Raw genomic sequence first — 22,040 nt, 5'->3', positions numbered from 1 at the left:
TGCCCCCCTGGGATCCGTCTTCGAAGGGTAGTGATACAAGACCGGCAGGCCACGGATCAGAAGTTGAGCATCGCCTTCAACATGTCCGTGAACTGGCTCAGGTGGGAAGACAAGGTCTTGATGAAGTTGTCGTGCGTGGAGTTGGCACTGGAATACTTCTGCGTGAGCTTCTGCAGTTCATTCTTGAACTGCTCGCCTTGCGCGTTGAAACCGGTTTGCCAGGCCTGGAACTGGGCACTGTTCCAGGTCACCCGGCCGTCCGTGATTTCGCCCGCCGGGATGTCGTCGAGCCGCTTGATCATCGAATCCAGCGCGGAGAGGTCGATCATCACGCTATAGGTGCCATCGCCATTGTCAACGAGACGCCCAGAGCCCATGGCATCGATCCAGCGCTGCGCCTCCTCCTGGCTGGCGGTGTTGGGCGGGGCGCCCGGTGCGGCCGGAACGGGAAACAGGACGCCTGCGGGGGCCTGGCCGAATTGCTGTTTCAGGTCATCGAGGGCCTGTCTCAATTCATCCACATTGAGCTCGACGTCCTTGCCCTCGTTGGCGCCCTTTATCCACTCGTGCAGTTTCGAAGTGATCTGCTCGTTGAACGCTTTGAAAAACTCCGAATACGTCGCCACGATGTGTTCATAGACACTCAGGTAGCCGCTTCCGATCAAGCCGATCAGTTCGATCAGCTTGTCAAAGAAATCCGGGATCCCTTGCGTTCTTTGTGTCCCCTGCCCGCGGATTTCCGGCACGGCATCGAGCTGCTCGGTCAGCTCGGTGATGGTCTGCTCCTGCCACTGCTGCAGTTCCTCGCTCAGGGTCAAACCGGCGATCTGCTCCGACAGCTCATGCCACGCCCTGATCTGCCCCTGCTCCTTGCGCCTGGCCAGCTCGCCCAGGTCCTTCAGGGTCAGGTCGTACTTGTAGCGCCTGAACTCACGCTCCTCTGCGTCCCTGGCACTGATCAGTTCTTCGACCGCCGCTTCAAGCCTTCTGCGGCCATCCTCGGACAAGTCGGCGACCGTCTGCCGAGCCTGGCCCGTCGCCACCGGCTCACGCCGCGCGGGCGCCTGCGGGCTCTCGACTTCCTCAAGGCTCGAGAAGGTCGAAACCACCGGGCCCCTGATACCCAAATCGTTCATCTGCTCACCTCACGCCCTGCTGCCCGTGGTTTCGATCACGCGGATACGCGATTCACTGACCTGCAGCATGATCTCCAGTATTTTCTGCAACAGCGCGGCGGTACTGGCATCGATCTGCGCCTCTTCCTCGCCCAGGCTCTTCTGCACACCCTGGTTGCTCTGCTGCTGGACCTCCCGCTCTTTTTGAGTGATCTCGGCGACCCGCACGGAGCTGCTCACCATGTTGCTGATGACCGTCGCCAGCCCGCTCACGCTGCCGCCCATGTTCAGCAGGCGATCCCACTTCACCGCGGCCAGCTCACTCTCTTTCACGGCCGACTTCTGGAGTTCCCGAGCATCCCTCATGATGTCCTTCACCACCTTGATCTCGCCCGGGGCCACCTGCTTCAGGTAGTTGTCGCGCATGTCCCTTTCCAGCTCCAGAGCCTCCATGGTCGTTTGCTTCTGGGTGGTCAGGCCGGCTTGCTTGTGCTTGTAGCCATCGAGGGTCATGACGGTACCGCCCAGGACCATGGCACCGGCGATCACCGCGCCACCGATGGCGCTGTACAACGCCGCGTTGCCGCCTTCGCGAATCGCCTTGCCCTGCTCCAGCGCGGCATTGCCGGTCATCACGCTGAAATGCCCGCGCAACTCGGCGGTGGCTATCCGGGCAACGTTCAGGGCGATGATCGCGGCGATCAGCACGCCGGTGTGTTTTTCCCAGGCTGCCGGATTGAAAGCCAGCTCCCTGAGGTCGTTGTCGCTGAGCAGCTTTTTCGCCTCGCCCAGCACTGCCGTCCATTCGGCCTCGCTGAAGTCACTGGGATCGGTCAGTTTTTCAAACTCATCCAGCGTGGGCGGACGCAGGTCCCAGGTCACCACGACCTGGTCCTCGACGATCCGGCTCAGGCTTTCCCCGCTCAGCGGTCCCAGGCTTTGCCGGACGGCCTGAACAGCCTCCTGCTCCGCCAGGGATGCGGGAATCGACAGGGGTGCTGCATGAAGAGAAATCTCGCGCATCGGTATCACCTTCTCTCAACGGTCAGATATGACGGGCGATATGCAGGCTGGCACCGTGACGGTGCTGCATATCGGCCATGAGTTGCTTGAGCTGGTTATCCTTCTGCTCGATCGCCTTGGCGAAAGTCTCCAGCGACTCCTTGAGGTAGTCGCCCAGCGAATCGACCACCGCCATGCTCACGCGGACATCGGCCAGGTGCTCGGCCCCCTTTTTCTGGTGCAGGCCGCTCTGGACCTGGAACCCCGACTGCGTCGCGACCCCGGTCGTCGAGAGCACCGCCAGGAACATCTCCAGGCGGTTCTTCAACTGGCTCATGGCGATATCGTCGCTCTTGGAGGCCACCAGCTCGCTCAGTTGCTTCATCAGGCCGGCCAGGGTCTTGCCTATCGCGCCCGCCATCTGCTTGAGCAGCGACGGCAGTATCTTGGAGAAAACCTCACCGAGCTTTTCCATGACCTTGTTCAGCACCGGGCCGAGCATCGGTCCTGCTGCCTGGACACCGACGACCGCCGCGGCGATGACCATCGCCACGGCAGCGATGGCACCGCTGACCGAACCGATGATCTTCGCGACGTCCTCGGAAACCTTCAGTACGTCCGTCAGGAACTGCGTGACCAGGTCACCCAGCAGCTTGACCAGTTTCTGGAACTCCTCCATCAGCGGCTTCATGGCGCTTTCCATGTACGAGGTTCCGGTCGCCTCCTTGACGATCATGTCCGTCATCGACGCCAGCACCCCGACGATGCCGACCGCCGCGGACACCAGTGCACCGGCGGCGGGCGCGGCGGCCCCCAGGGTCGCGACCGTGCCGACCACCGCCACCACCGCGCTGACGGCCATCACCAGCCAGCCGAAGATCTTGCCGACGCAGCCCATGGCCTTCTGGGCCGCCTCGGCCTTGCGGACTTCCTCCTGGTACTCTTCGGACTTGACCTTCATGAACTCCTGGCGCGCGACCTGCATCGAGCGGAACAACTCCTGATCGGCCTCCATCTGCTTGTCGGCCGCCTCCCCCAGCAAGGCGATCAATTGCGCCATCGCCAGCGCCAGGGCACCCGCGGCGTTCAAATGTTCCTGGCCGAGCTGATCGGCCACCTTGCCATCGACTCCGGCGGCCTGGGCCTGCACCGCCAGGGCCTCGGCCCTGATCGCCACGGACCTGGCCGTGGCCAGCAAGCCGGCATGTGCGTTCAACGCCGTGTCGAAGCCCTGTTGCAAGCCACCCAGGGCCGCCCTGGCGGCATCGCGCCGGGACAAGGCAGCGGCGTATCCGGGCGAAGACGGTTGCAGCGACGCCAGGTGCGACTCGGCGGCTTCGAGTTCGACCTGGGCCTGGTCGAGCCGGGCCTTCAGGCTTTCCAGCTGTTCCTGGCTGGTGTCCACCGCCCCCTGGGCCGCGACCAGCTCACCGAGGGCCAGGGTGTAATCGGCGGACAACCGATCCAGGCCCTGCTGGGACGATTGCGCCATGCTGCGCAGCATCGAAAGGCGGTTCTTCAGGCTCTCCAGGCTGGCATTGCCCAACAGTTCGATCAGCGAGGCGATCAGCCGTACGAACTCACCCTCGGTGTTGGCCTGATCGCCATTGACCCGCGCGGGTGGCGGTTGCAGCCGGGGCCGGCCATCGTTCCTGGCACCCTCGGCGGACTCGTAGCCCACCGACTCGATACCGGCCAGCACCTCATGGCTGAGCCGCTGGAAATCGGCGCTCCTGACGGCTGTCCGGGCGGCCTCGGCATAGGGGCTGTCAGCGGCGGGAGCCATCACCCCGGCGCCCGGGACACTGTTGATCGTTGTCATTGCTGATCCTCCGGACCTTGGCTATCGATATGGCGCAAGGCGTCCAGGTACACCTGGGCCTGCTTGCGCAAATCGTCATGGGTGGCACGTTCGAGCACATACTCGAAACACAGCCTGGCCTTGCCGCCCTGCCCCAGGGCGAGCTGGCATTGGCCGGTGTAGAACATCGGACGGTAATCGTCCTTGCCCTGGGCAAAGGCCACGGCATACAGCTCGATAGCCTTCTGGTAGTTTTTCCTGAGCTGGTGCACCGCAGCCAGGCCCATCCAGTACTGGCTGTTGTAAAAATCGTAGATGCACAGGAAGTGGAAAAATTTCTCGGCGTCATCCAGTCGCCCCTGTTCGTAGAACTGGTAGGCGTAGGCATACAGGCCGTCCATCTGCTCATCGCTGATCCCGCGCACGTCCTTGAGCGGCATGCCTTCGAGGACGGCTTGCACCGCCTCGAACGCTATCTGTTCGTCCTCTTGCGTGTCTCTGCGACTCATCGGCCACACTCCTGAAGATGGCGCCAGACGGGCTGACGCGTTGCATTGAGCCAAAATCCCCGACGGCCCACCGCAAAAATGCGCTCATGCAGGCCCCCGGCGAATCGGGCGGGTTCAGGCCTGCTCGACCTGTTCGAGCCAGATCAGCAGGCGCAGGACGTCCTCGATCTCCTGCAGCTTGATGAAGCTGTAGCGCTGGTGCGTCTTGAAGATCCGCCGGGCCAGGCGGATATCGCTGACCACCGGCACCCCGACCTCACGGGCATAGGCGCGTACCGCGAGGGCGCGCTGGTTGGTCTCGATCACGCTGACCAGGGGGATGAAGCTGATGTCCGGCCTGAAGTAGATGCCGATGGCGATATGGGTCGGGTTGGCGATGATCACCCGCGAGCCGCGGATATCGGAGCGGACCTGCTCGGACAGCAGCTCCATGTGCAGGTCACGGCGCTTCTGCTTGATATGCGGATCGCCGTCCTGCTCCTTGTGCTCGCGCTTGACCGAGTGCAGGTCCATCTTCAGGTCCTTGATGTACAGCCAGTACTCGCACAAGGCATCGAGCACGACGATCAACAGGGCACAGGCCATGAAGGTCAGCAGCAGGGTCAGCAGCATCCGTCCCCAGGCCGGGAACAGGTCCAGGGGCTGGGCGAACAACTGCGCGAACAGCAACTGGCGCTCGGACTGCCAGACCATCCACAAGGCCACGGCAAAGCTGCCCAGGTAGAGCAACGCCTTCACGCTGTCCTTGACCGTGCGCAGGCTGAACAGCTTCTTGAACCCGTTGATCGGGTTCAACGCCCCCAGGTTCAGCTTCAACGCCTCGGTGGCCAGCGCGAAACCGCTCTGCAACAACGCCGGCAGCGCGCTGCTCAATACGCAGACGAGGAACAGCGGCAGCACGCAGAGCAACCCCAGCTTCAGCAGGAGCGCGGAATACTGCTGGGTATTGCCGTCGAAGCCGGCGGCGATGATCCGCCGATAGACCTCCATCACGTCCACCAGCGAAACGGTGAAGACGAGAAAGACGATCGCACACAGGCTCATGCAACTGATGACCAGGTCCTTGGCCTTGAACGTCTGCCCCTTGCGCGCGGAGTCGCGCAGGCGCTTGGGAGTCGGGTCTTCGGTTTTCGAGGCACTGGAGGACATCTCAGGGCGCCCCCGCGGGCTGCATATGGACGGCCAGATCCGCCAGCCCCATGCGCAGGACTTCATCCGGAAGATGGACGCCGAAGTACAGCATCAGCACCACCAGGGCCACCAGGCTCTTGACCGTCAGCGAGACGGAGAAGGCATTCATCTGCGGTGCGTATCGCGACAGCAGCCCCAGCAGGGCTTCGCTGATCAGCAGGGCGGCCACCACCGGCGCGCTGATCACCAGGATCTTGCCGACCAGGCCGTCCAGCAGCGGGAACAAGGTCGCCAGGCCGATCTCGCAGGTGGGTGTCGGCGGGCACAGCTGGTAGCTGCGGGCCACGGTTTCGACCATCAGCAGCATGCCCCCGCCTTCGAGATACACCGCCGCGGCAAACAACTGGAGGAAGTTCGCCAGCTCCGAGGTATCCACGCCGTTGGCCGGGTCGACCGTGTTGCTGAGCATCGCCCCGCGCTGGTTGTCGATCAGGTTGCCCATGCCGTGCAGGACCCAGAACGGCCAGCACAACAGGCTGCCCAGCAGCACGCCGATCCCCGCCTCGCGCAACAACAGGCCGAAGAACGCCAGGCTGTCCAGCGCCGGCAACGGCAAGCCCACGCCGGGCCAGAAACCCAGCGCGACCAGGATGATCACCGCCTGGCGTGGCGCCCCCGTCAACACGCCACCGTTGAGAAATGGCAGCATGAAAAAAATCGGCGCCAGCCGGGCGAACGCCACGATCGCCGCCGCCAGCCAGCTGTGCAGTTCGAAAAACAGCGCTATCGACATCCGCCGCTCAATCCAGCGCCAGGCGCATGACTTCCCGGCTGAAATCGAGCAGCGTCTCGCCGTACCAGCCCGACAGCAGGAACAGGCAGACGGACACCGCCAGCAGTTTGAAACCGAACGGCAGGGTCTGCTCCTGCAACTGGGTGACCGTCTGGATCAGGCCGACCAGCAGGCCGACCACGGTCGCGACGATGATCGGCCAGGCCACCATCAGCAGGATCAGGTACAGGGTCTTGTTGCCGGCATACACCAGGTCATTCATGCCATGGGCCTCATTCCAGCAGCGTCAGGTATTGCCTGACCAGCCCGGTGGACAGCAGCGCCCAGCCGTCCAGGGCGACGAACAGCACCAGCTTGATCGGCACGGAAATGATCACCGGGCTCATCATCATCATGCCCAGGGCCAGCAGGATGCTGGAGATCACCAGGTCGACGATGACAAAGGGCAGATAGAGGTAGAAACCGATCTTGAAGGCGCTCTTGATTTCGCTCAGCGCGTAGGCCGGCAGCAGCGCGAACAAGGACGGCTCGACGTCCTCCCGGGACGACGGCGGCGCTTCGTCCGGCTCGACCTGCTGGGCCCGCTCGAAGAAGAACGCCAGCTCGGGATCGGTATAGCGGCGCAGGTAATCCTTGTAGCTGCCCAGGCCGTTTTCGCCGAATTCGACGACCGCCTCGACGCTGTCGAAACGCACCTGGTTGTCCTTGTAGTAGCCGTAGCCCTGCTTCACCACCGGGGTCATGACAAAAAGCGCCAGCAACAGGGCGATCGCATTGAGGCTCATGTTCGACGGCACCTGCTGCAGGCCCAGGGCATTGCGCACGATCACGAAGACGATGGAGAACTTGATGTAGCAGGTGCCCGCCGCGACCAGGAACGGCAGCAACGAGGCGAACGCCAGCAAGGCGATCAGCGAGACGTCATTGTTCATCGGCAGCGCCTCTACCGACCTGGCGCAATTCCACGCCCAGTTCCTCGCCCAGGTGCACCAGTTCGCCCCGCGCAACCGCCCGACCGTTGGCCCGCACTTCGATATCGCCCAGCACCGCCGGATCGAGCACCAGGACCTGCCCCTCGAGCAACGCTGCCAGCTCGGCCAGGCTGACGGCTTGCTCGGCCAGGACGAATTCCAGGCGTACGGGCAGCCGGCCGAGCGACGGCGTGGGCTCGGCGTTCTGTTCTGCCGGCGTATCGGGTTCAGCGGGTGACAAGCTCATATGCAGGCCTTCTTCGGTAAAGGTGAACTCGCCGACCGGCTGGCCCGCGAGATGCCACAGCCGCGCAGGCCGGCTGATGCGCAGCACGTCGCCCGCGGCGAGGGTGGACAAGGCCGCGCCGGCCAGTTCGCTGCTGCCGAGGGTCGCCCGCACAGGGTGCGGCACCCTCGCCAACCAGGAACCCGACACGCATGGGCCGGGCAGCCAAGGTTCCGCTGCTGGCGGTGCCACGGGCAGACGGACCACCCACAGCGAGCCGCGCGCCGTGGCGATTCGGGGCAACAGGCGATGCTCCAGGGTCGCCAGGGTGACGGGCTCGACCATTGACAAACGCTCGTAGCGCAGCTCGTCCAACGTGATATCCAGCGGCCGTGGCACGGCCTGGAACAACTCGGCGAGCAGCTCGATGGAACACGGGGCCTTCAGCAGCGAACGCAGTTGCGGGAGGATGCCGTCGAGCCATTCGCGGGCATCGACCAGCCCCTGCCAGCCAGGGCCCTGGCCTTCGGCGCAAAATCCCAGGTAATCGCCGGGGACGACCAGCGGGCTGAGTTCGGCCTGGTACCCGCCGCGCCGCCAACGTTCGATCGCACACTGCCGTGCGTGAAGCAGCGGCTCGATCCGGCGCAGCCCCAGGGAGTGTCCCGTCGCGCGGGCCGCTGCGCGGCTCAAGATCCTCGGCCGCCATCATCCGGTGCCGGCGATAGCGGCCCGTCATCCAGCCACCAGTGCGGCTGCCGGTTCCTGTCGAAATTGACCTGCAACTGCTCGAACACCTGCCGGTCGCTCGCACGGATCAGCAGGCCAGTCGAGCCAGCGCCTTCACGGGTGATCAGCACCTCGCCCCGGGCCCGCTCATTGCTGAAAGGCACCTGCAGGAAATGCTGTCCGGTGCCATCGTCCTCCTGCTCGGCTGGCTCCGGTGGCGCACCGTCATGCCGCTCAGGTGTCGCGTCCCGTTCGCCGCTCGTCCCTTCGGCCAGGACCTGTCCGGCCAAGGCCTGGGGCTCCGACCTGACCAGCAGGCTGCCGGGCAGGAGTTCGGAAGGACTTCCAGGCTCGGTTTCCGGGACCGGCGCCCCTGTCTCTGGGGGCATGGACGCAGCATTCGCTCCGGAACCTGTCGGCAGCCCTTCACCGCCGGCAGGCAGCGCCTGTGTCCTGGCGTCCAGGCCATCGCCAGGTTGTCCATCGACTCCAGCCGTTCCCCGCGCCCAGCCGACCCGCTCTTCTGCGGCCACGACGGTGGATATCCGCGCCCCCTCGACATCGCCCTGGTTCAGCGGCCCCTCTGCCGGCGCCAGACCCGGCCCCGCCCTGTCCCCGAGCGGTTCCTGCGGCCTGTCGACCGAGCCGGTGCCGACCTCTGCCCTGCGCGAACCACCCGGACTCACGGCAGCCCTGCCGGGACCACTCCCCGGCAATTGCACCTGCTGCAACACCGCGAACAATGTCGCGGCCCCTGCGAGAATCACTTCCTCCTCAAGCCCCTCAAGACCCTGCCCGATGCCGTCCGGCGCTTCATCCGGAAAACCCGGCACAGGCTCAACGGTCGGCGATACCCGGGAAATGCCGTTCATCCTTTCATTCCAATCAGATCCTCGATTTCACCCTCGTCGCGACGCAGGTGCCCAAGCCGATGCTCCCGCCGCAGACGCTGGCGCAAGCCCACGTACTTGGCATGCTTGCGGCGCAACAGCAGCAGTTGCTGCTGCTCTCTGTGTACCGCCTGGTCCAGCTCTGTCCGTTGCTCATGCAGGGGGCCGCGCTCGAGCGCCAACAGCAGGATCTGCCGGCGAATCACCGCCTGGCGCCGCAGCGTCTCGAGTAACTGCCAGTGATCGAGCACAAGGTTCTCGGCGCGATGGCTGGCGAGCAACGTCCGCAACGAATCCTCATGCTCATCCAGTGCGCCCAGCTCCCGCTGCAACAGCGCCAGGCGTTGCCGGGCCGCCTGCAGTTCGCGCTCGCCCTGGTGCTGGCGCCAGGCACTCAATTCCAGCAGGCGCTCGATATCAGCCAATGAGCTCATGCAGGCTCCGCAAGGTTTCATCCGGTCGGCTCGGCTCGGTGGCATCCTGGCGCAGCCAGTGGTTCAGGCCGTCCCGGCAGGCCATGGCGCGATCATTGGCCGGATCGACACCCGGCGTGTACTCGCCGAGATCGAGGAACACCTGCAACGCCTCCAGCCGCGCCAGCACCTCGCGGGTCCTGGTCGCCAACTGCCGGGCCCGCGCATCGGTCACCTGGTGCGCCACCCGACTGGCACTGCGCAACACGTCGATGGCCGGGAAATGCCCCTTGGCGGCCAGGTTGCGGCTCAGGTAGATATGCCCGTCGAGAATCGAACGAATCTCCTCGGCGATGGGGTCCGGTTCGTCATCGCTCTCGAGCAATACGGTGTAGCAGGCGGTGATACTGCCCAGCGCCGTGATACCGGGGCGCTCCAGCAGGCGCGGCAGCGCATCGAACACCGAGGCCGGATAACCCCTGCGCGCCGGCACCTCGCCGGCGGCCAGGGCCAGGTCGCGACGGGCGCGGGCGTAACGGGTCAGCGAGTCGAGCAGCAGCACCACGCACTGGCCCTGGTCGCGAAAATATTCGGCGATGGCCGTCGCTTGCAGCGCCGCGTTGCAGCGATCCACCGACGACACATCGGAGGTGGCATAGACCACCACGCAACTCGCACGCTTATGCGACTGGCGCAAATGATCGATGAACTCGGTCACCTCGCGCCCGCGCTCGCCGATCAGGCCGATGACAAAGACGTCGGCATCGGTATGGTTGATCAGCATGTTGAGCAGCGAGGTCTTGCCCGACCCGGCGCTGGCGAAGATGCCCAGGCGCTGGCCGATGCCGACGGTCAACAAGCCGTCTATGGCACGGATACCGGTCATCAGCGGCTCGGCCACCGGACGTCGTTGCTGATAGGACGGCGGGTCGGCATCCACCGGATAATCGCGGCCGTTGAACGCCGGTGCCGGCGCCAGGCGCTCGACGATCGTGCCGCGCGGGTCGACCACACTGCCGAGCATCTCGGCACTGCAATACAGGCGCAGCGACGAGCCGGTCGGCACGATCATCGACTCGCGCGACAGGCCGCGGGCTTCCCCCAGGAGACTGAGCACCACCGCATCGGGCTTGAAACCGATCACCTGGGCCCTGGCCAGCAGCTCGACCGATGTCCAGTGCCGGCGGATCTCGCAGACCTCGCCAATCGACACCCCCTCCAGCGCCGCCTCGATCAGCGGCCCGCTCAAGCGCCGCGGATGGGCACCGCGCCGTTCGAGGCGCAGAGCACTCATTGGCGAATGAGGCCGCAGAGTTCCTCGATGGCCTCCATGAAGCCATCGAGCGCCTCGGCAAAGGCCCGGTCACTGTCCAGCGCCTGCTCGGCGAGCATCAACCGCACTTCCAGCTGCCCTTCGTTCTCGAACAACTGCAATTGGCCGGTGCGGGCGTGGGCATTGCCCTTGAGCAGGAACTGCATCAGGTTCTCGGCGCAGTAGGCGAACGTCGCGGGCGTCACCTGCGCGACCACACTCCATAGCCAGACATCTTCACCGATGACGTTGAGGCTGATGTTCGGCTGCTCGATCATCTCCATTTCGATCGTACTATGGCTGTCGAACTGCCCCAGTTGCGCCTCGCTGCAGCCGCTGTAGCGCAGTGCACCGCGCAAGCGTTCGGCAATGTCCATATCCCGCATGGGTATTTCTCCTTATAGAGTCTTGATGACATTCACTGAAATGGTCTCGCTGAGCTCACCGAAGGACATGACATCCAGTTCGCGAAAGCGCCCCTCGACCAGTTTTTTGATATAGCGCCGCACGTCCACCGAACACAGCAGCACCAGGTCCTTCTGCGGCACGTGCAGGCTTTCGAGGCCCAGGCTCAGGCGATCGATCAGGTCTTCGGACTGCGCCGGTTCCAGGTTGAGAAAGCTGCCGCCGGAGGTCTGGCGGATGCCACCACGCACCACCTCCTCGAACTCCGGCGACAGCAGCAGCACGCGCAGGTCGTTGCCATGGGCGAACTTGTTGCTGATGTAACGCCCCAGGCCGCCACGCACGTGTTCGACCAGGGTGATCGTGTCCTTCTCGCGGGAAGCCCAGTGGGCCAGGGACTCGAGAATCAGCTTCATGTTGCGCACCGAGATGCGCTCGCCGACCAGGCGTTGCAGGACTTCGGTGATCTTCTGCACGGTGACGTGGCGATAGACTTCCTTGAGCAGGTCCGGGTAGCGCCCTTCCATTTCGTCCAGCAGCGCCTTGGTTTCCTGCACGCCGAAGAACTCGTTGATATTGCGCGCCAGCAGACTCACCAGGCAGCGGTAGCATTCGTCGTAGGCCGCGCGCAGCTGGTAACCCAGGTTCGTTGCCGTGCCCTTGCCCTCGGCACCGATCCAGACGCTTTCGAGCTTGTTGCTGTCGCGCCCGCGCACCAGCGGCAAGCCCATGGCGGCCAGCTCCGGCGAATAGTCGAGGACCCGCCAGTGATCGAAATGGATATCGAACTGGTCAGCCCGCACCTCGTTGATCAGCACCGCCACCTGATGCCCCGGCAAGGACTCGGAACCGCGAAATTGCGGCAGCGGGATCTTCAAGCCGTAGTCGACGAAAAACTGGCTGCGAAAACGCTCGGCGAGCCTCGCACCGCGCAGTTCCTGCAGGCGCGCCGCGGGCACCAGGAACATTAGCGCGACCGTCTCGGTGGCGATATCGTCGACGCTGTCGAGCATCCCCAGCTCGCCCTCCGTCGCGGTGTCGGACGCTACCGGCGGCGCGGCCTCCCGCGACTCCGGCGCCGGCGCCCGGGTCTTGCGCCAGCGCAGGAACACCACCAGGGCCAGGACGCCGGCAATCAGCATGAAGGTCGCCAGCGGAAACCCCGGCAGCGTGCCGACCGCCACCGCCAGCAAGGCGCTGACGCCGATGACGAAAGGGTTGCCGAACATCTGGGTGAGCATGTTGCGCCCCAGGTTGGCTTCATCGCCGTTGACCCGGGTTACGATGAAACCCGCGCCGATGGCGATCAGCAGCGCCGGGATCTGCGCGACCAGGCCATCGCCGATGGTCAACAGGGTGTAGGTCGACAGGGCCGTCGAGAAATCCATGCCCAGCTGGCCGACACCGATGGCGATCCCGCCGAGGAAGTTGACGAAGATGATGATGATCCCGGCGATGGCATCGCCCTTGATGAATTTCATCGCCCCGTCGAAGGAGCCATAGAGCTGGCTTTCCCGCTCCAGCACACTGCGTTTCTCGCGGGCCTGCGCGGCGTCGATGGCACCGGCCTTGAGGTCGCCGTCGATGCTCATCTGCTTGCCCGGCATGCCGTCCAGGGAAAACCGCGCCGCGACCTCGGCCACCCGCTCCGAGCCCTTGGTGATCACGATGAACTGGACCACGGTGACAATGGCGAAGATCACGAAGCCCACCACCAGGTTCTCGCCGATCACGAACTCACCGAACGAAGCGATGATCTCGCCGGCATCCGCCTGGGTCAGGATCAGGCGGCTGGTACTGATGGACAACGCCAGCCGGAACAGCGTGGTCAACAACAGCAGGGCCGGGAACGTCGAGAAGGCGAGAATGCTTTCGATGTAGAACGAGCCCATGAAGATCAGCAGCGAGATGACGATGTTCAGGCCGATCAGAAAGTCGACCAGGGGCGTTGGCAAGGGAATGATCAACATCGCGATGATCATCACCATCAACGACAGGATCAGCAGTTCGGGGCGTGCCGAGACACTGCGCAGGAGTCGATCGAGCATGGCTTTCCCTACTCCCCCGGCCAGTTCGCGCCGGTCATGGCGCGCCGTTGCTCGATCTGCTCATGGTCATGGGCGATCTGCGCCAGGGCCGCGAACTGCTCGGCCAATCGCTCCCCGGCGGCGCTGTCGGCAAACAGCTCGTGGGGCAATTGCAGGCAGGCGCGCCGGACCGCCTGCAGCAAGCTCGAACGCTCGCGGTGCAACGCCAGCAACATCTGCTCCCCGAGGACACCGGACAACAGTTGGTCGAGTTCGTCGGGGTGCTTCAGCACGCCGAAGAAGAACACCAGCCAGTCGAGTTCCTGCGGGTTGTATTGGCGGACCAGAGCATTGTCCAGCAGGCCACCGACAAACATCGCGTCCGCCGAGCGCAGGCGTTTCAGATCGGCGAGACGGGCCAGCAATGAGCCGAATTCGCTGCGCGAGCAACTGGGGTCCTGGGCATCGATGTCCGTCAGCAAGGCGGCCTCGATAAAGGCCAGCACCGCGACCCGCCGGCCCGGCCCGAACAGTGCCACCCAGTCTTCGTAGCAACTGGCGGCGCCGGCATCGCTTTCGAGGAAATCCCGATAGGCTTCCCGCAGGAACGTCGCCCGCAAGGCCATCGCGTTGCCGAACAGCCGGGCTTTCAGGGCACTGTTGATACCGGCCTTGAGACGCCGCGGCGAAGCCTGGGCGATCACCTGTTCCAGCAGGCTCTCCAGCCGCTGGCGTACAGGGGCTTGCAGTTGCCGGCGCCGGAGCAGTTCGCGCAGCACCAGCGCCAGGTCGCTGTCATCGGGGAACAGGCTGCGGGCCATCTGCAACAACCATTCGACCGGTTTGTCCGCGACCTTGCCCAACGCCAGCACCTGGCGGGCCTTGGGCACCACGTCCTCGTCGAGCACCGACTCGAAACTCTCGGGCCGGCTCTCGGTCTTGAGCTCGAACAGGCGGCGATTGCGAAACTGCGTCAGGGCCGCCGACATTTCATCGCTGCTCTGGATAAACCGCTGGAGCAGCGCCGCCGGACTGGCGTCCTGGTCGGCCGGGTCGGCATCGGGCTGGGCCTGCGCCTCCTGCCTGGCCAGGTCGAGACGGGCCAGGGAAGCACGGGTCAGGGCTGGATTGATCAACACCCCGTCAGCGCTCCGCCGCCCGCATGAAGGCGCGGCGCACCGCGTCCTGCTGCTCCGCGGTCATCAACCCCTTGCCCAGGTCGCGGGTGCTCTCCTGCAGGGCGCCGAGGATTTCCTTGGGCTGGATCAGGAACACCCGCGCGGTGTTGGCCGAGCTGCTGACCCGGTAGCGGAACAACCCACCAATCAGCGGAATCGAGCCCAGCAACGGGATGCGCGCCACCTGCTCGCGATGATCGTCACGGGTAAAACCGCCGACCAGCAGGCTCTTGCCCTGGGGCACCCGGGCAACGGTGCTGATCCGCGTACGGCCGACCGTCGGCAGCGGCTGCACCGTGGTGTCATTCGTGGCACGTTCCACTTCGCTGCCGTCCTCGATATTCAGCGACATCTCGATTTCGTCGGCGATGGCAAAGCGCGGCAGCACGCTGATCAGCGTGCCGTAGGTCACGCTCTGCAGATCGACACTGCGCTCACCCAGCAACTGCGTGTAGAAGGTGCGGTTGTTGTCGAACAGCGCCGGGACGTTTTCCTGGGTCAGGATCACCGGGCGCGCCACCACGTTGGCGCGGTTCTTCTGCGCCAGGGCCATGACCCGGGCCATGAAGGACACGCCATCGAGGGTGGTCGTCGAGCCGCTGTTGAGCGACACGCCCAACTGGCCGCCGACATCGATCCCGCCCTGCCAGTTCACCCCGAGCTGGTTCAGTTCGTCCTTGTTCAAGTCGATGATCCACAGCGACAGCTCGACATGACGCTTGGGCACATCCAGGGCGGCCACCAGGTTCTCGATGAAACGCACCTGCTCGGGCAGGCCCTTGACCAGCAGGCTGTTGGTGTCCGGATACGCCACCACGCGAATGTTCCCCGCGGCGGTTTCCCGCGCCAGCACCCGCGGGGCGGTGGGATCGTCCGGGGAGATCGGCGTGGCCAGTCCTTCGAGGGGAAACTGCGGCATGCGCAACGGATTGCCGGCCACGGTCGAGACTTCCACCCGCGGCTCGACCCCGCCCTGCTCGCCCTTGAGCAGGCTCTCGATCACCGTGGCCATGCCCGGGATCGAGATCTTCTGCTCCCGTTGTTCGTAGCTGCGGTCGCCGACAAAGGTGTTGAGCAGGTGGATCACGCCGATCCGCTGCTGCCCGAGCAACAGTTCGGAGGGCTGGTTGTCCATCAACTGCGCCGCCTGCATGACCAGGTCGACATAGATCGGCGGGCCGGACACGTAAAAGGTCCGGCGCCCGTCATTGCGCAAGGGGTAACGCGAGTCCTCCAGGCCCGACTGGCGCAGGAACTGCTTCAGGGTGTCGACGCTGATCACCCGCAGCGCCACCACCGAGCTTTTCACCTCGGAAGCGTCATACAGGTAGATGGCCTGTCCGTCGCTGTACCAGATCAGCCCCATCTGGGCGACGATGCGGTCGAAGGTCTGCCGTGCCGAATGCAGCGGGAATTCGCCACTGATGCGTTTGCCGGCGGCGGCCTTGCTGACGATGATCGGCTTGCCCAGGGGCGCCGACAACGCGGAAAAGAAGCTGCGCAGGCCTTCCTCGCGGGCCACGTAACCGTCGGTTTTCGCCGGTGCGGCAACCGCCGGCGAGAGCGGCAGGCAGGCCAGCAGCCAAATGCCGAGCCAGTGACGCGAGGCGCGCAACGGCGCAGGTTTCAACCCCGCTGCTCCATGAGATCGAGCAGCCGGCTCGGCGCGACCCCGAGCAGTTCGCGAACTTCCTTGGAGAAATGCGACGAGGAGGCATAACCGTACTCCAGCGCCACGTCGGTGAGCGAGCCGCCGCCGCGGATCATCCGCAACAGCGCCTTGGCCGTGCGCCAGTCCCGCAGTTCCGGCTTGGCCGCCCCGCCCAGGGCCTGGTGACACAGGCGGCGAAAATGCGAGACCGACACGCCATAACGCCGTGCCAGGCCGATCAGCTTTTCGCTGGCGGTGCCCTGCTCCAGCAGAAACTGCACCAGCCAGTAGCTCGCGCTTTGCCGCAACATCCCGGCAAACCGTCGGTAGTCGGCGTCACCGCGCAACGCCCGCTCGATATACCAGCGCTCCAGGCCCTCCTTGCTGGCGGCGATCGCCGCTGTCACCGGCAAGGCGGCCCAGGGCTCCGCGCAGGGCCGCCGCTGGGCGAAACCGCCGCCCATGTCGATGAACACCTGCAACTTCATCAGGCAGGTCCCGGACAAGCTCTCGCAGAGCAACCCGCCGGAAACCACTCGCATCGCCGCCCGCCCCACCAGCAGGCCCTGCCAGCCGGCGGGCAGGCACCAGCCGACCTTGAGGTCATCGTGGCACAGGCACACGCCGGTCTCGCCGGCCCGTACGTACAAGATCCGCTCTGCGGATAGAACCCCCGGACACGTTATCGCGAAGCGTTCGTCAACCTGCACCCTGCATCCCACCTGTCTGTCGATGAATCGTCAGCGATCATCGCGTGATCGCCGCGGCAGATCATGATGAGAAGCTGATGAGCCGTCGGCGCGAACCGGGACACTGGCATATGCCTTGCTACATCGGTGAAAACCCTCACCAACGGCGGTTCGGGTGCAAGGACAAAGACGTCGCAACCCGTCAGTGCATAGGCCACGGACCGGGTGCGGCGTTTTTTTATGAAGAGTGAAAAGCCGATGAACGAATTTCCAGCCAATCCCCTGGCCTGGGTCAATGGCAGCGATGCCCCGGAAAAGAATGCCCTCGACCTGGGCTTCATGCCCCTGAGCGATTGCGCCTCGCTGGTGGTCGCCGCCACCCAGGGCTTTGCCCAGCCCTATGGCCTGACCCTCAATCTCAAGCGCCAGCCATCCTGGGCCAGCCTGCGCGACAAGCTGGTCAGCGGCGAACTGGACGCCGCCCACAGCCTCTACGGGCTGGTCTATGCGGTGCACCTGGGCATCGGCGGCAGCCCGGCCACCGACATGGCGGTGCTGATGGGCCTGAACCAGAATGGCCAGAGCATCAACCTCTCGTCGGCCTTGCAAGAGGCGGGCGTGACCAGCCCTGAGGCACTGGACCGACGCGCGCACCAAAACAAGGCAAAGCTCACCTTCGCCCAGACGTTCCCCACAGGCACCCACGCCATGTGGCTGTACTACTGGCTGGCCAGCCAGGGCATTCACCCGTTGCAGGACGTCAACAGCGTGGTCGTCCCGCCGCCGCAGATGGTCGCCCACCTGCAGGCCGGGCGCATCGACGGCTTCTGTGTCGGCGAGCCATGGTGCGACAGCGCGGTCAAGCAGGGCCTGGGCTTTACCCTCGCCACCAGCCAGGCGATCTGGCCCGATCACCCGGAAAAGGTCCTCGGCTGCACCCGCGCCTTTGTCGAGCAGTACCCCAATACCGCCCGCGCCCTGGTGATGGCCGTCCTCGAGGCCAGCCGCTTTATCGAGCAGAGCCCGGAAAACCGCCGGAGCACCGCCCAGTTGCTCAGCGGCAGCGACTACCTCGATGCACCGGTGGAACATATCCAGCCACGCCTGCTCGGCGACTATGAAGACGGCCTCGGCCATCGCTGGCAGGATCCCCATGCGTTGCGCTTCCACGGCAACGGCGAGGTGAACCTGCCCTACCTTTCTGACGGCATGTGGTTCATGACCCAGTTCCGCCGCTGGGGCCTGCTGCGCGAGGACCCCGACTACCTCGGCGTCGCCCGCCAGGTGCAACAACTGGCGCTCTATCGCCAGGCGGCGGCGGACCTGGGCATCGAGCATGGCCCCGAAGTGATGCGCAGCAGCCAGTTGATCGACGGCAAGGTCTGGGACGGCTCCGACCCCGCCGCCTACGCCCGCGGCTTCACGCTGCATGCCCTGCACGACGAGCCGGCCGCGCTCGCCCGCCGCTGACAGGAGATCCGAACATGTTGCGTATCCTGCTGATCAACGACACGGCAAAAAAGGTCGGACGGCTCAAGGCCGCCCTGATCGAGGCGGGTTTCGAGGTCATCGATGAATCGGGACTGACCATCGACCTGCCGGCCCGCGTCGAAACCGTGCGCCCCGACGTGATCCTGATCGACACCGAATCCCCCAGCCGCGACGTCATGGAGCAGGTCGTGCTGGTCAGCCGCGACCAGCCCCGGCCCATCGTGATGTTCACCGACGAACATGATCCCGACGTGATGCGCCAGGCCATCAAGTCCGGCGTCAGCGCCTATATCGTCGAAGGTATCCAGGCCCAGCGCCTGCAACCGATCCTCGATGTCGCCATGGCCCGGTTCGAGAGCGACCAGGCCTTGCGTGCCCAGTTGCAGGCACGGGACCAGCAACTGGCGGAGCGCAAGCGCATCGAACAGGCCAAGGGCCTGCTGATGAAGATGAAGAACTGCAAGGAAGAAGAGGCCTATACGCTGATGCGGCGCCAGGCCATGAGCCGCCAGCAGAAGCTGATCCAGGTCGCCGAGCAGATTATTGCCATGAGCGAACTGCTCGGCTGAGCCGACGGCAGCGATGGCGAATCTGGCCCGCCTCTTGCTAAGTCAATCCTGCAGGTAACCAACGGCGGTTGCCCCACTGTACGACAAAGACGTCGCCCACCCCTTTCGCGCAAGCAGAGCGGGTAGCGGCGTTTTTTGCGTTTTGGCTCCGCAAACGCGGGCCGGTGGTGCAGCCGTGCAGGCGCACCACCCGATGCCCCTTGCTATAGCCCCTCCCCTGAGACTCTTACCGCTGAGGTGCGTCATGAATGCAAGTTTCTGGAAGTCCGGCCATACGCCGACCCTGTTTTCGGCCTTTCTGTATTTCGACCTGAGCTTCATGGTCTGGTACCTGCTCGGCCCCCTGGCGGTGCAGATCGCCGCCGACCTGCACCTGACCACCCAACAACGCGGGCTGGTGGTGGCCACGCCGATCCTGGCCGGGGCGTTCCTGCGCTTCCTGATGGGTCTGCTGGCCGACCGGCTGTCACCCAAGACCGCCGGGATCATCGGCCAGGTCATCGTTATCGGTGCACTGTTCGGTGCCTGGCAACTGGGCATCCACAGTTATGAGCAGGCCCTGCTGCTGGGACTGTTCCTCGGCATGGCCGGCGCTTCGTTCGCCGTCGCCCTGCCCCTTGCCTCGCAATGGTATCCGCCGCAACACCAGGGCAAGGCCATGGGCATCGCCGGGGCCGGTAACTCGGGGACCGTGTTCGCCGCGCTGATCGCCCCACTGCTCGCGGCCTCCTTCGGCTGGAGCAATGTCTTCGGTTTCGCCCTGATCCCGCTGGTGCTCACCCTGGTCCTGTTTGCCTGGCTGGCCCGCAATGCACCACAACGGCCCAAGGCCAAGTCCATGACCGACTATATGAAGGCCCTGGGCGATCGCGACAGCTGGTGGTTCATGTTTTTCTACAGCGTGACCTTCGGCGGCTTCATCGGCCTGGCCAGCGCCCTGCCCGGCTACTTCAACGACCAGTACGCCCTGAGCCCGGTGACCGCCGGCTACTACACCGCCGCCTGCGTGTTCGGCGGCAGCCTGATGCGTCCCCTGGGTGGCGCCCTGGCCGACCGTTTCGGTGGCATCCGCACCTTGCTCGGCATGTACACCGTGGCGGCGATCTGCATTGCCGCGGTCGGCTTCAACCTGCCCAGTTCCTATGCCGCCCTGGCCCTGTTTGTCCTGGCGATGCTCGGTCTGGGTGCCGGTAATGGCGCGGTGTTCCAACTGGTGCCGCAGCGTTTCCGCCTGGAAATCGGCGTGATGACAGGGCTGATCGGCATGGCCGGTGGCATCGGCGGCTTTGCCCTGGCGGCCGGCATGGGCGCGATCAAGCAGAGCACCGGCAGCTATCAGCTGGCCTTGTGGTTGTTCGCCAGCCTTGGCGTTCTCGCCTGGTTCGGCCTGCACGGGGTCAAGCGGCGCTGGAGAACCACCTGGGGCTCGGCCGCCGTCACCGCCGCACGGGTCTGAGCGCCCCATGGGCCTGCAACTGAGTTTCGCCCAGGCCACGGCCACCGGCCCGCGCGCGGAAAACCAGGACGCCCTGCGCCTGGTCACCCCGGCGCCGGAGCTGGCGGCCAGCAAGGGTTATCTGTTCGCCATTGCCGACGGCGTCAGCCAGTGCGCCGATGGCGCCCTGGCGGCGCAGTCGACCCTGCAGGCGCTGGCCCTCGACTATTACGCCACGCCGCAGACCTGGGGCGTGGCCCAGGCCCTGGACCGGCTGTTGCTGGCGCAGAACCGCTGGCTGCAAGCCAATGGCGGCGGCCAGCCGCTGCTGACCACCTTGAGCGCCGTGGTCCTGCGTGGCCGCCGCTTTACCCTGGCCCATGTCGGCGATTGCCGGGTCTATCGCTGGCACGCCGGCCAGTTGCAACGCATCAGCCAGGAGCATGTCTGGGAACAACCGGACATGCGGCACGTGCTCAAGCGGGCCATGGGCCTGGATCAGCACCTGGTGGTCGACTACCTCGATGGCGAACTGCGCCAGGGCGAGAGCTTCCTGCTGCTCAGCGACGGGGTCTGGGCCACCCTCGGCGACCCGGCGATCGCGGCCATCCTGCGCGAACAGCCGGAACTCGAAAGCGCCGTGGCGACCCTGGTCAGCGCCGCCCACCTGGCCGGCAGCCAGGACAACGCCAGTGCCCTGTTGGTGCGGGTCGACCAGCCGGGGGAAAACAGCCTCGGCGATACCCTGATCCAATTGCAGCAATGGCCCCTGCCGCCCTTGCTGAAACCCGGCCAGGCGTTCGAAAACTGGCAGGTCGAGAGCCTCCTCGGACAGAGCCGGCAATCGCTTCTCTATCGTGTCCGCGACGCCCAGCAACAGCCCTGGCTGCTCAAGACCCTGCCACCAGGCCGCCACGCGGAGCCCGGTGCCGGGCAGGAGCTGCTCCAGGAGGAATGGTTTCTGCGCCGGGTCGCCGGCCGCTGCTTCCCCGAAGTGCATCCCGCGCCACAACGCCAGCACCTGTATTACCTGATGCGCGAATACCCGGGACTGACCCTCGCCGAGCTGTTCCAGCAGATCGGCCCGCTGCCCCTGGCGCAATGGCAGGAACTGGCCCGGCGCACCTTGCAGGCGGTCGGCATGCTGCACCGGCGCAATATCCTCCATCGCGATATCAAGCCGGAAAACCTCCACCTGGGCTCCGACGGCGAGCTGCGCCTGCTGGATTTCGGCCTGGCCTATTGTCCGGGCCTAAGCGAGGAACCGCGCCAGGAACTGCCGGGAACACCCGGCTATATCGCACCGGAGGCGTTCGACGGACAGGCCCCGGATATTCGCCAGGACCTCTACAGCGTCGGCGTCAGTCTGTTCTACCTGCTGACGGGGCACTATCCCCATGGGGAAATCGAAGCCTTCCAGCGTCCGCGTTTTGGCGCACCGGTCAGTGCCGGGCGTTATCGTCCCGATCTTCCCGACTGGCTCGCGCAGAGCCTGACTCGCGCCGTCGCGGTCGATCCCGGACAACGCTACGAGACGGCCGAGGAATGGCTGCTGGCCCTGGAAAAAGGTGAGCGCAATGTGTTGGGCATTCGCCCGCGCCCCTTGCTGGAACGCGAGCCCTTGAAAGTCTGGCGCACCGTGGCGCTGGTATCGCTGCTGATCAACCTGGCCCTGCTGCTCTGGGCACTGAAGCCCTGAACGC

The 22,040-nt window shown here is 65.1% G+C and carries 21 protein-coding genes; 4 read left to right on the top strand and 17 right to left on the bottom strand.

The features are described from left to right. Nucleotides 1–56: 56 nt before the first annotated feature. From KI243_RS08455 to KI243_RS08375, 17 genes are all read right to left on the bottom strand, one after another. Nucleotides 57–1,136: an IpaD/SipD/SspD family type III secretion system needle tip protein gene (locus tag KI243_RS08455; RefSeq protein ID WP_178992228.1), complete on the bottom strand. Its 1,080-nt coding sequence runs from the start codon at nucleotides 1,134–1,136 to the stop codon at nucleotides 57–59. 9 nt (nucleotides 1,137–1,145) lie between these two features. Then, on the bottom strand, nucleotides 1,146–2,138 hold the full coding sequence (locus KI243_RS08450) for a protein IpaC (protein WP_177129953.1): 993 nt from the start codon (nucleotides 2,136–2,138) through the stop codon (nucleotides 1,146–1,148). A 22-nt stretch (nucleotides 2,139–2,160) separates the two neighbouring features. Next, nucleotides 2,161–3,939: a type III secretion system translocon subunit SctE gene (gene sctE, locus KI243_RS08445; RefSeq protein ID WP_017128074.1), complete on the bottom strand. Its 1,779-nt coding sequence runs from the start codon at nucleotides 3,937–3,939 to the stop codon at nucleotides 2,161–2,163. After that, on the bottom strand, nucleotides 3,936–4,427 hold the full coding sequence (gene sicA, locus KI243_RS08440) for a type III secretion system translocator chaperone SicA (RefSeq protein ID WP_017128073.1): 492 nt from the start codon (nucleotides 4,425–4,427) through the stop codon (nucleotides 3,936–3,938). The genes sctE and sicA overlap by 4 nt, the downstream gene beginning before the upstream one ends. Nucleotides 4,428–4,541: 114 nt before the next feature. Next, entirely contained in the window at nucleotides 4,542–5,576 is a 1,035-nt protein-coding gene (locus tag KI243_RS08435; protein WP_177085188.1) for an EscU/YscU/HrcU family type III secretion system export apparatus switch protein, read from the bottom strand. A gap of 1 nt (nucleotide 5,577) precedes the next feature. After that, complete coding sequence (gene sctT, locus KI243_RS08430; protein ID WP_177129955.1) at nucleotides 5,578–6,351, bottom strand: type III secretion system export apparatus subunit SctT; 774 nt, start codon at nucleotides 6,349–6,351, stop codon at nucleotides 5,578–5,580. A gap of 7 nt (nucleotides 6,352–6,358) precedes the next feature. Next, nucleotides 6,359–6,613: an EscS/YscS/HrcS family type III secretion system export apparatus protein gene (locus tag KI243_RS08425; RefSeq protein ID WP_017128070.1), complete on the bottom strand. Its 255-nt coding sequence runs from the start codon at nucleotides 6,611–6,613 to the stop codon at nucleotides 6,359–6,361. A 10-nt stretch (nucleotides 6,614–6,623) separates the two neighbouring features. Beyond that, nucleotides 6,624–7,283 carry an EscR/YscR/HrcR family type III secretion system export apparatus protein gene (locus tag KI243_RS08420; protein WP_177085189.1) on the bottom strand — a complete coding sequence of 220 codons (660 nt, stop codon included), beginning with the start codon at nucleotides 7,281–7,283 and terminating at the stop codon, nucleotides 6,624–6,626. Continuing rightward, nucleotides 7,273–8,241, bottom strand: coding sequence for a type III secretion system cytoplasmic ring protein SctQ (gene sctQ / locus KI243_RS08415; RefSeq protein WP_212810685.1), 969 nt, complete (start codon nucleotides 8,239–8,241; stop codon nucleotides 7,273–7,275). Before sctQ ends, KI243_RS08420 begins: the two co-directional genes overlap by 11 nt. Then, nucleotides 8,238–9,149, bottom strand: coding sequence for a hypothetical protein (locus tag KI243_RS08410; protein ID WP_212810684.1), 912 nt, complete (start codon nucleotides 9,147–9,149; stop codon nucleotides 8,238–8,240). The genes sctQ and KI243_RS08410 overlap by 4 nt, the downstream gene beginning before the upstream one ends. After that, nucleotides 9,146–9,601, bottom strand: coding sequence for a protein SpaM (locus tag KI243_RS08405; RefSeq protein ID WP_177107446.1), 456 nt, complete (start codon nucleotides 9,599–9,601; stop codon nucleotides 9,146–9,148). Before KI243_RS08405 ends, KI243_RS08410 begins: the two co-directional genes overlap by 4 nt. After that, nucleotides 9,585–10,874, bottom strand: a complete 1,290-nt coding sequence (gene sctN, locus KI243_RS08400; protein ID WP_212810683.1) for a type III secretion system ATPase SctN — start codon at nucleotides 10,872–10,874, stop codon at nucleotides 9,585–9,587. Before sctN ends, KI243_RS08405 begins: the two co-directional genes overlap by 17 nt. Beyond that, complete coding sequence (locus KI243_RS08395) at nucleotides 10,871–11,278, bottom strand: hypothetical protein (RefSeq protein ID WP_017128064.1); 408 nt, start codon at nucleotides 11,276–11,278, stop codon at nucleotides 10,871–10,873. The genes sctN and KI243_RS08395 overlap by 4 nt, the downstream gene beginning before the upstream one ends. A gap of 12 nt (nucleotides 11,279–11,290) precedes the next feature. Further along, nucleotides 11,291–13,345: an EscV/YscV/HrcV family type III secretion system export apparatus protein gene (locus KI243_RS08390; RefSeq protein ID WP_212810682.1), complete on the bottom strand. Its 2,055-nt coding sequence runs from the start codon at nucleotides 13,343–13,345 to the stop codon at nucleotides 11,291–11,293. 8 nt (nucleotides 13,346–13,353) lie between these two features. Beyond that, a complete protein-coding gene (sctW, locus tag KI243_RS08385) occupies nucleotides 13,354–14,460 on the bottom strand; it encodes a type III secretion system gatekeeper subunit SctW (RefSeq protein WP_177118457.1) in 1,107 nt (368 codons plus the stop codon). 7 nt (nucleotides 14,461–14,467) lie between these two features. Continuing rightward, a complete protein-coding gene (sctC, locus tag KI243_RS08380; protein WP_244861884.1) occupies nucleotides 14,468–16,084 on the bottom strand; it encodes a type III secretion system outer membrane ring subunit SctC in 1,617 nt (538 codons plus the stop codon). A gap of 44 nt (nucleotides 16,085–16,128) precedes the next feature. After that, nucleotides 16,129–16,803 carry a helix-turn-helix domain-containing protein gene (locus tag KI243_RS08375; RefSeq protein ID WP_178989911.1) on the bottom strand — a complete coding sequence of 225 codons (675 nt, stop codon included), beginning with the start codon at nucleotides 16,801–16,803 and terminating at the stop codon, nucleotides 16,129–16,131. A 297-nt stretch (nucleotides 16,804–17,100) separates the two neighbouring features. On the opposite strand from KI243_RS08375, the gene KI243_RS08370 reads away from it, so the two are divergent. From KI243_RS08370 to KI243_RS08355, 4 genes are all read left to right on the top strand, one after another. Next, a complete protein-coding gene (locus KI243_RS08370) occupies nucleotides 17,101–18,312 on the top strand; it encodes a CmpA/NrtA family ABC transporter substrate-binding protein (RefSeq protein WP_177085198.1) in 1,212 nt (403 codons plus the stop codon). A gap of 14 nt (nucleotides 18,313–18,326) precedes the next feature. Continuing rightward, on the top strand, nucleotides 18,327–18,902 hold the full coding sequence (locus KI243_RS08365; protein ID WP_017128058.1) for an ANTAR domain-containing response regulator: 576 nt from the start codon (nucleotides 18,327–18,329) through the stop codon (nucleotides 18,900–18,902). A gap of 244 nt (nucleotides 18,903–19,146) precedes the next feature. Continuing rightward, nucleotides 19,147–20,358, top strand: coding sequence for a nitrate/nitrite transporter (locus tag KI243_RS08360; RefSeq protein ID WP_103032959.1), 1,212 nt, complete (start codon nucleotides 19,147–19,149; stop codon nucleotides 20,356–20,358). Nucleotides 20,359–20,365: 7 nt separating this feature from the next. After that, complete coding sequence (locus KI243_RS08355) at nucleotides 20,366–22,036, top strand: bifunctional protein-serine/threonine kinase/phosphatase (RefSeq protein ID WP_212810681.1); 1,671 nt, start codon at nucleotides 20,366–20,368, stop codon at nucleotides 22,034–22,036. Nucleotides 22,037–22,040 lie beyond the last annotated feature (4 nt).

Source organism: Pseudomonas sp. Ost2 (genome assembly GCF_018326065.1).
Classification (GTDB): domain Bacteria; phylum Pseudomonadota; class Gammaproteobacteria; order Pseudomonadales; family Pseudomonadaceae; genus Aquipseudomonas; species Aquipseudomonas gingeri.
Note: the sequence above shows the minus strand (reverse complement) of the source record. Positions and strands in the feature narration are given on the sequence as shown.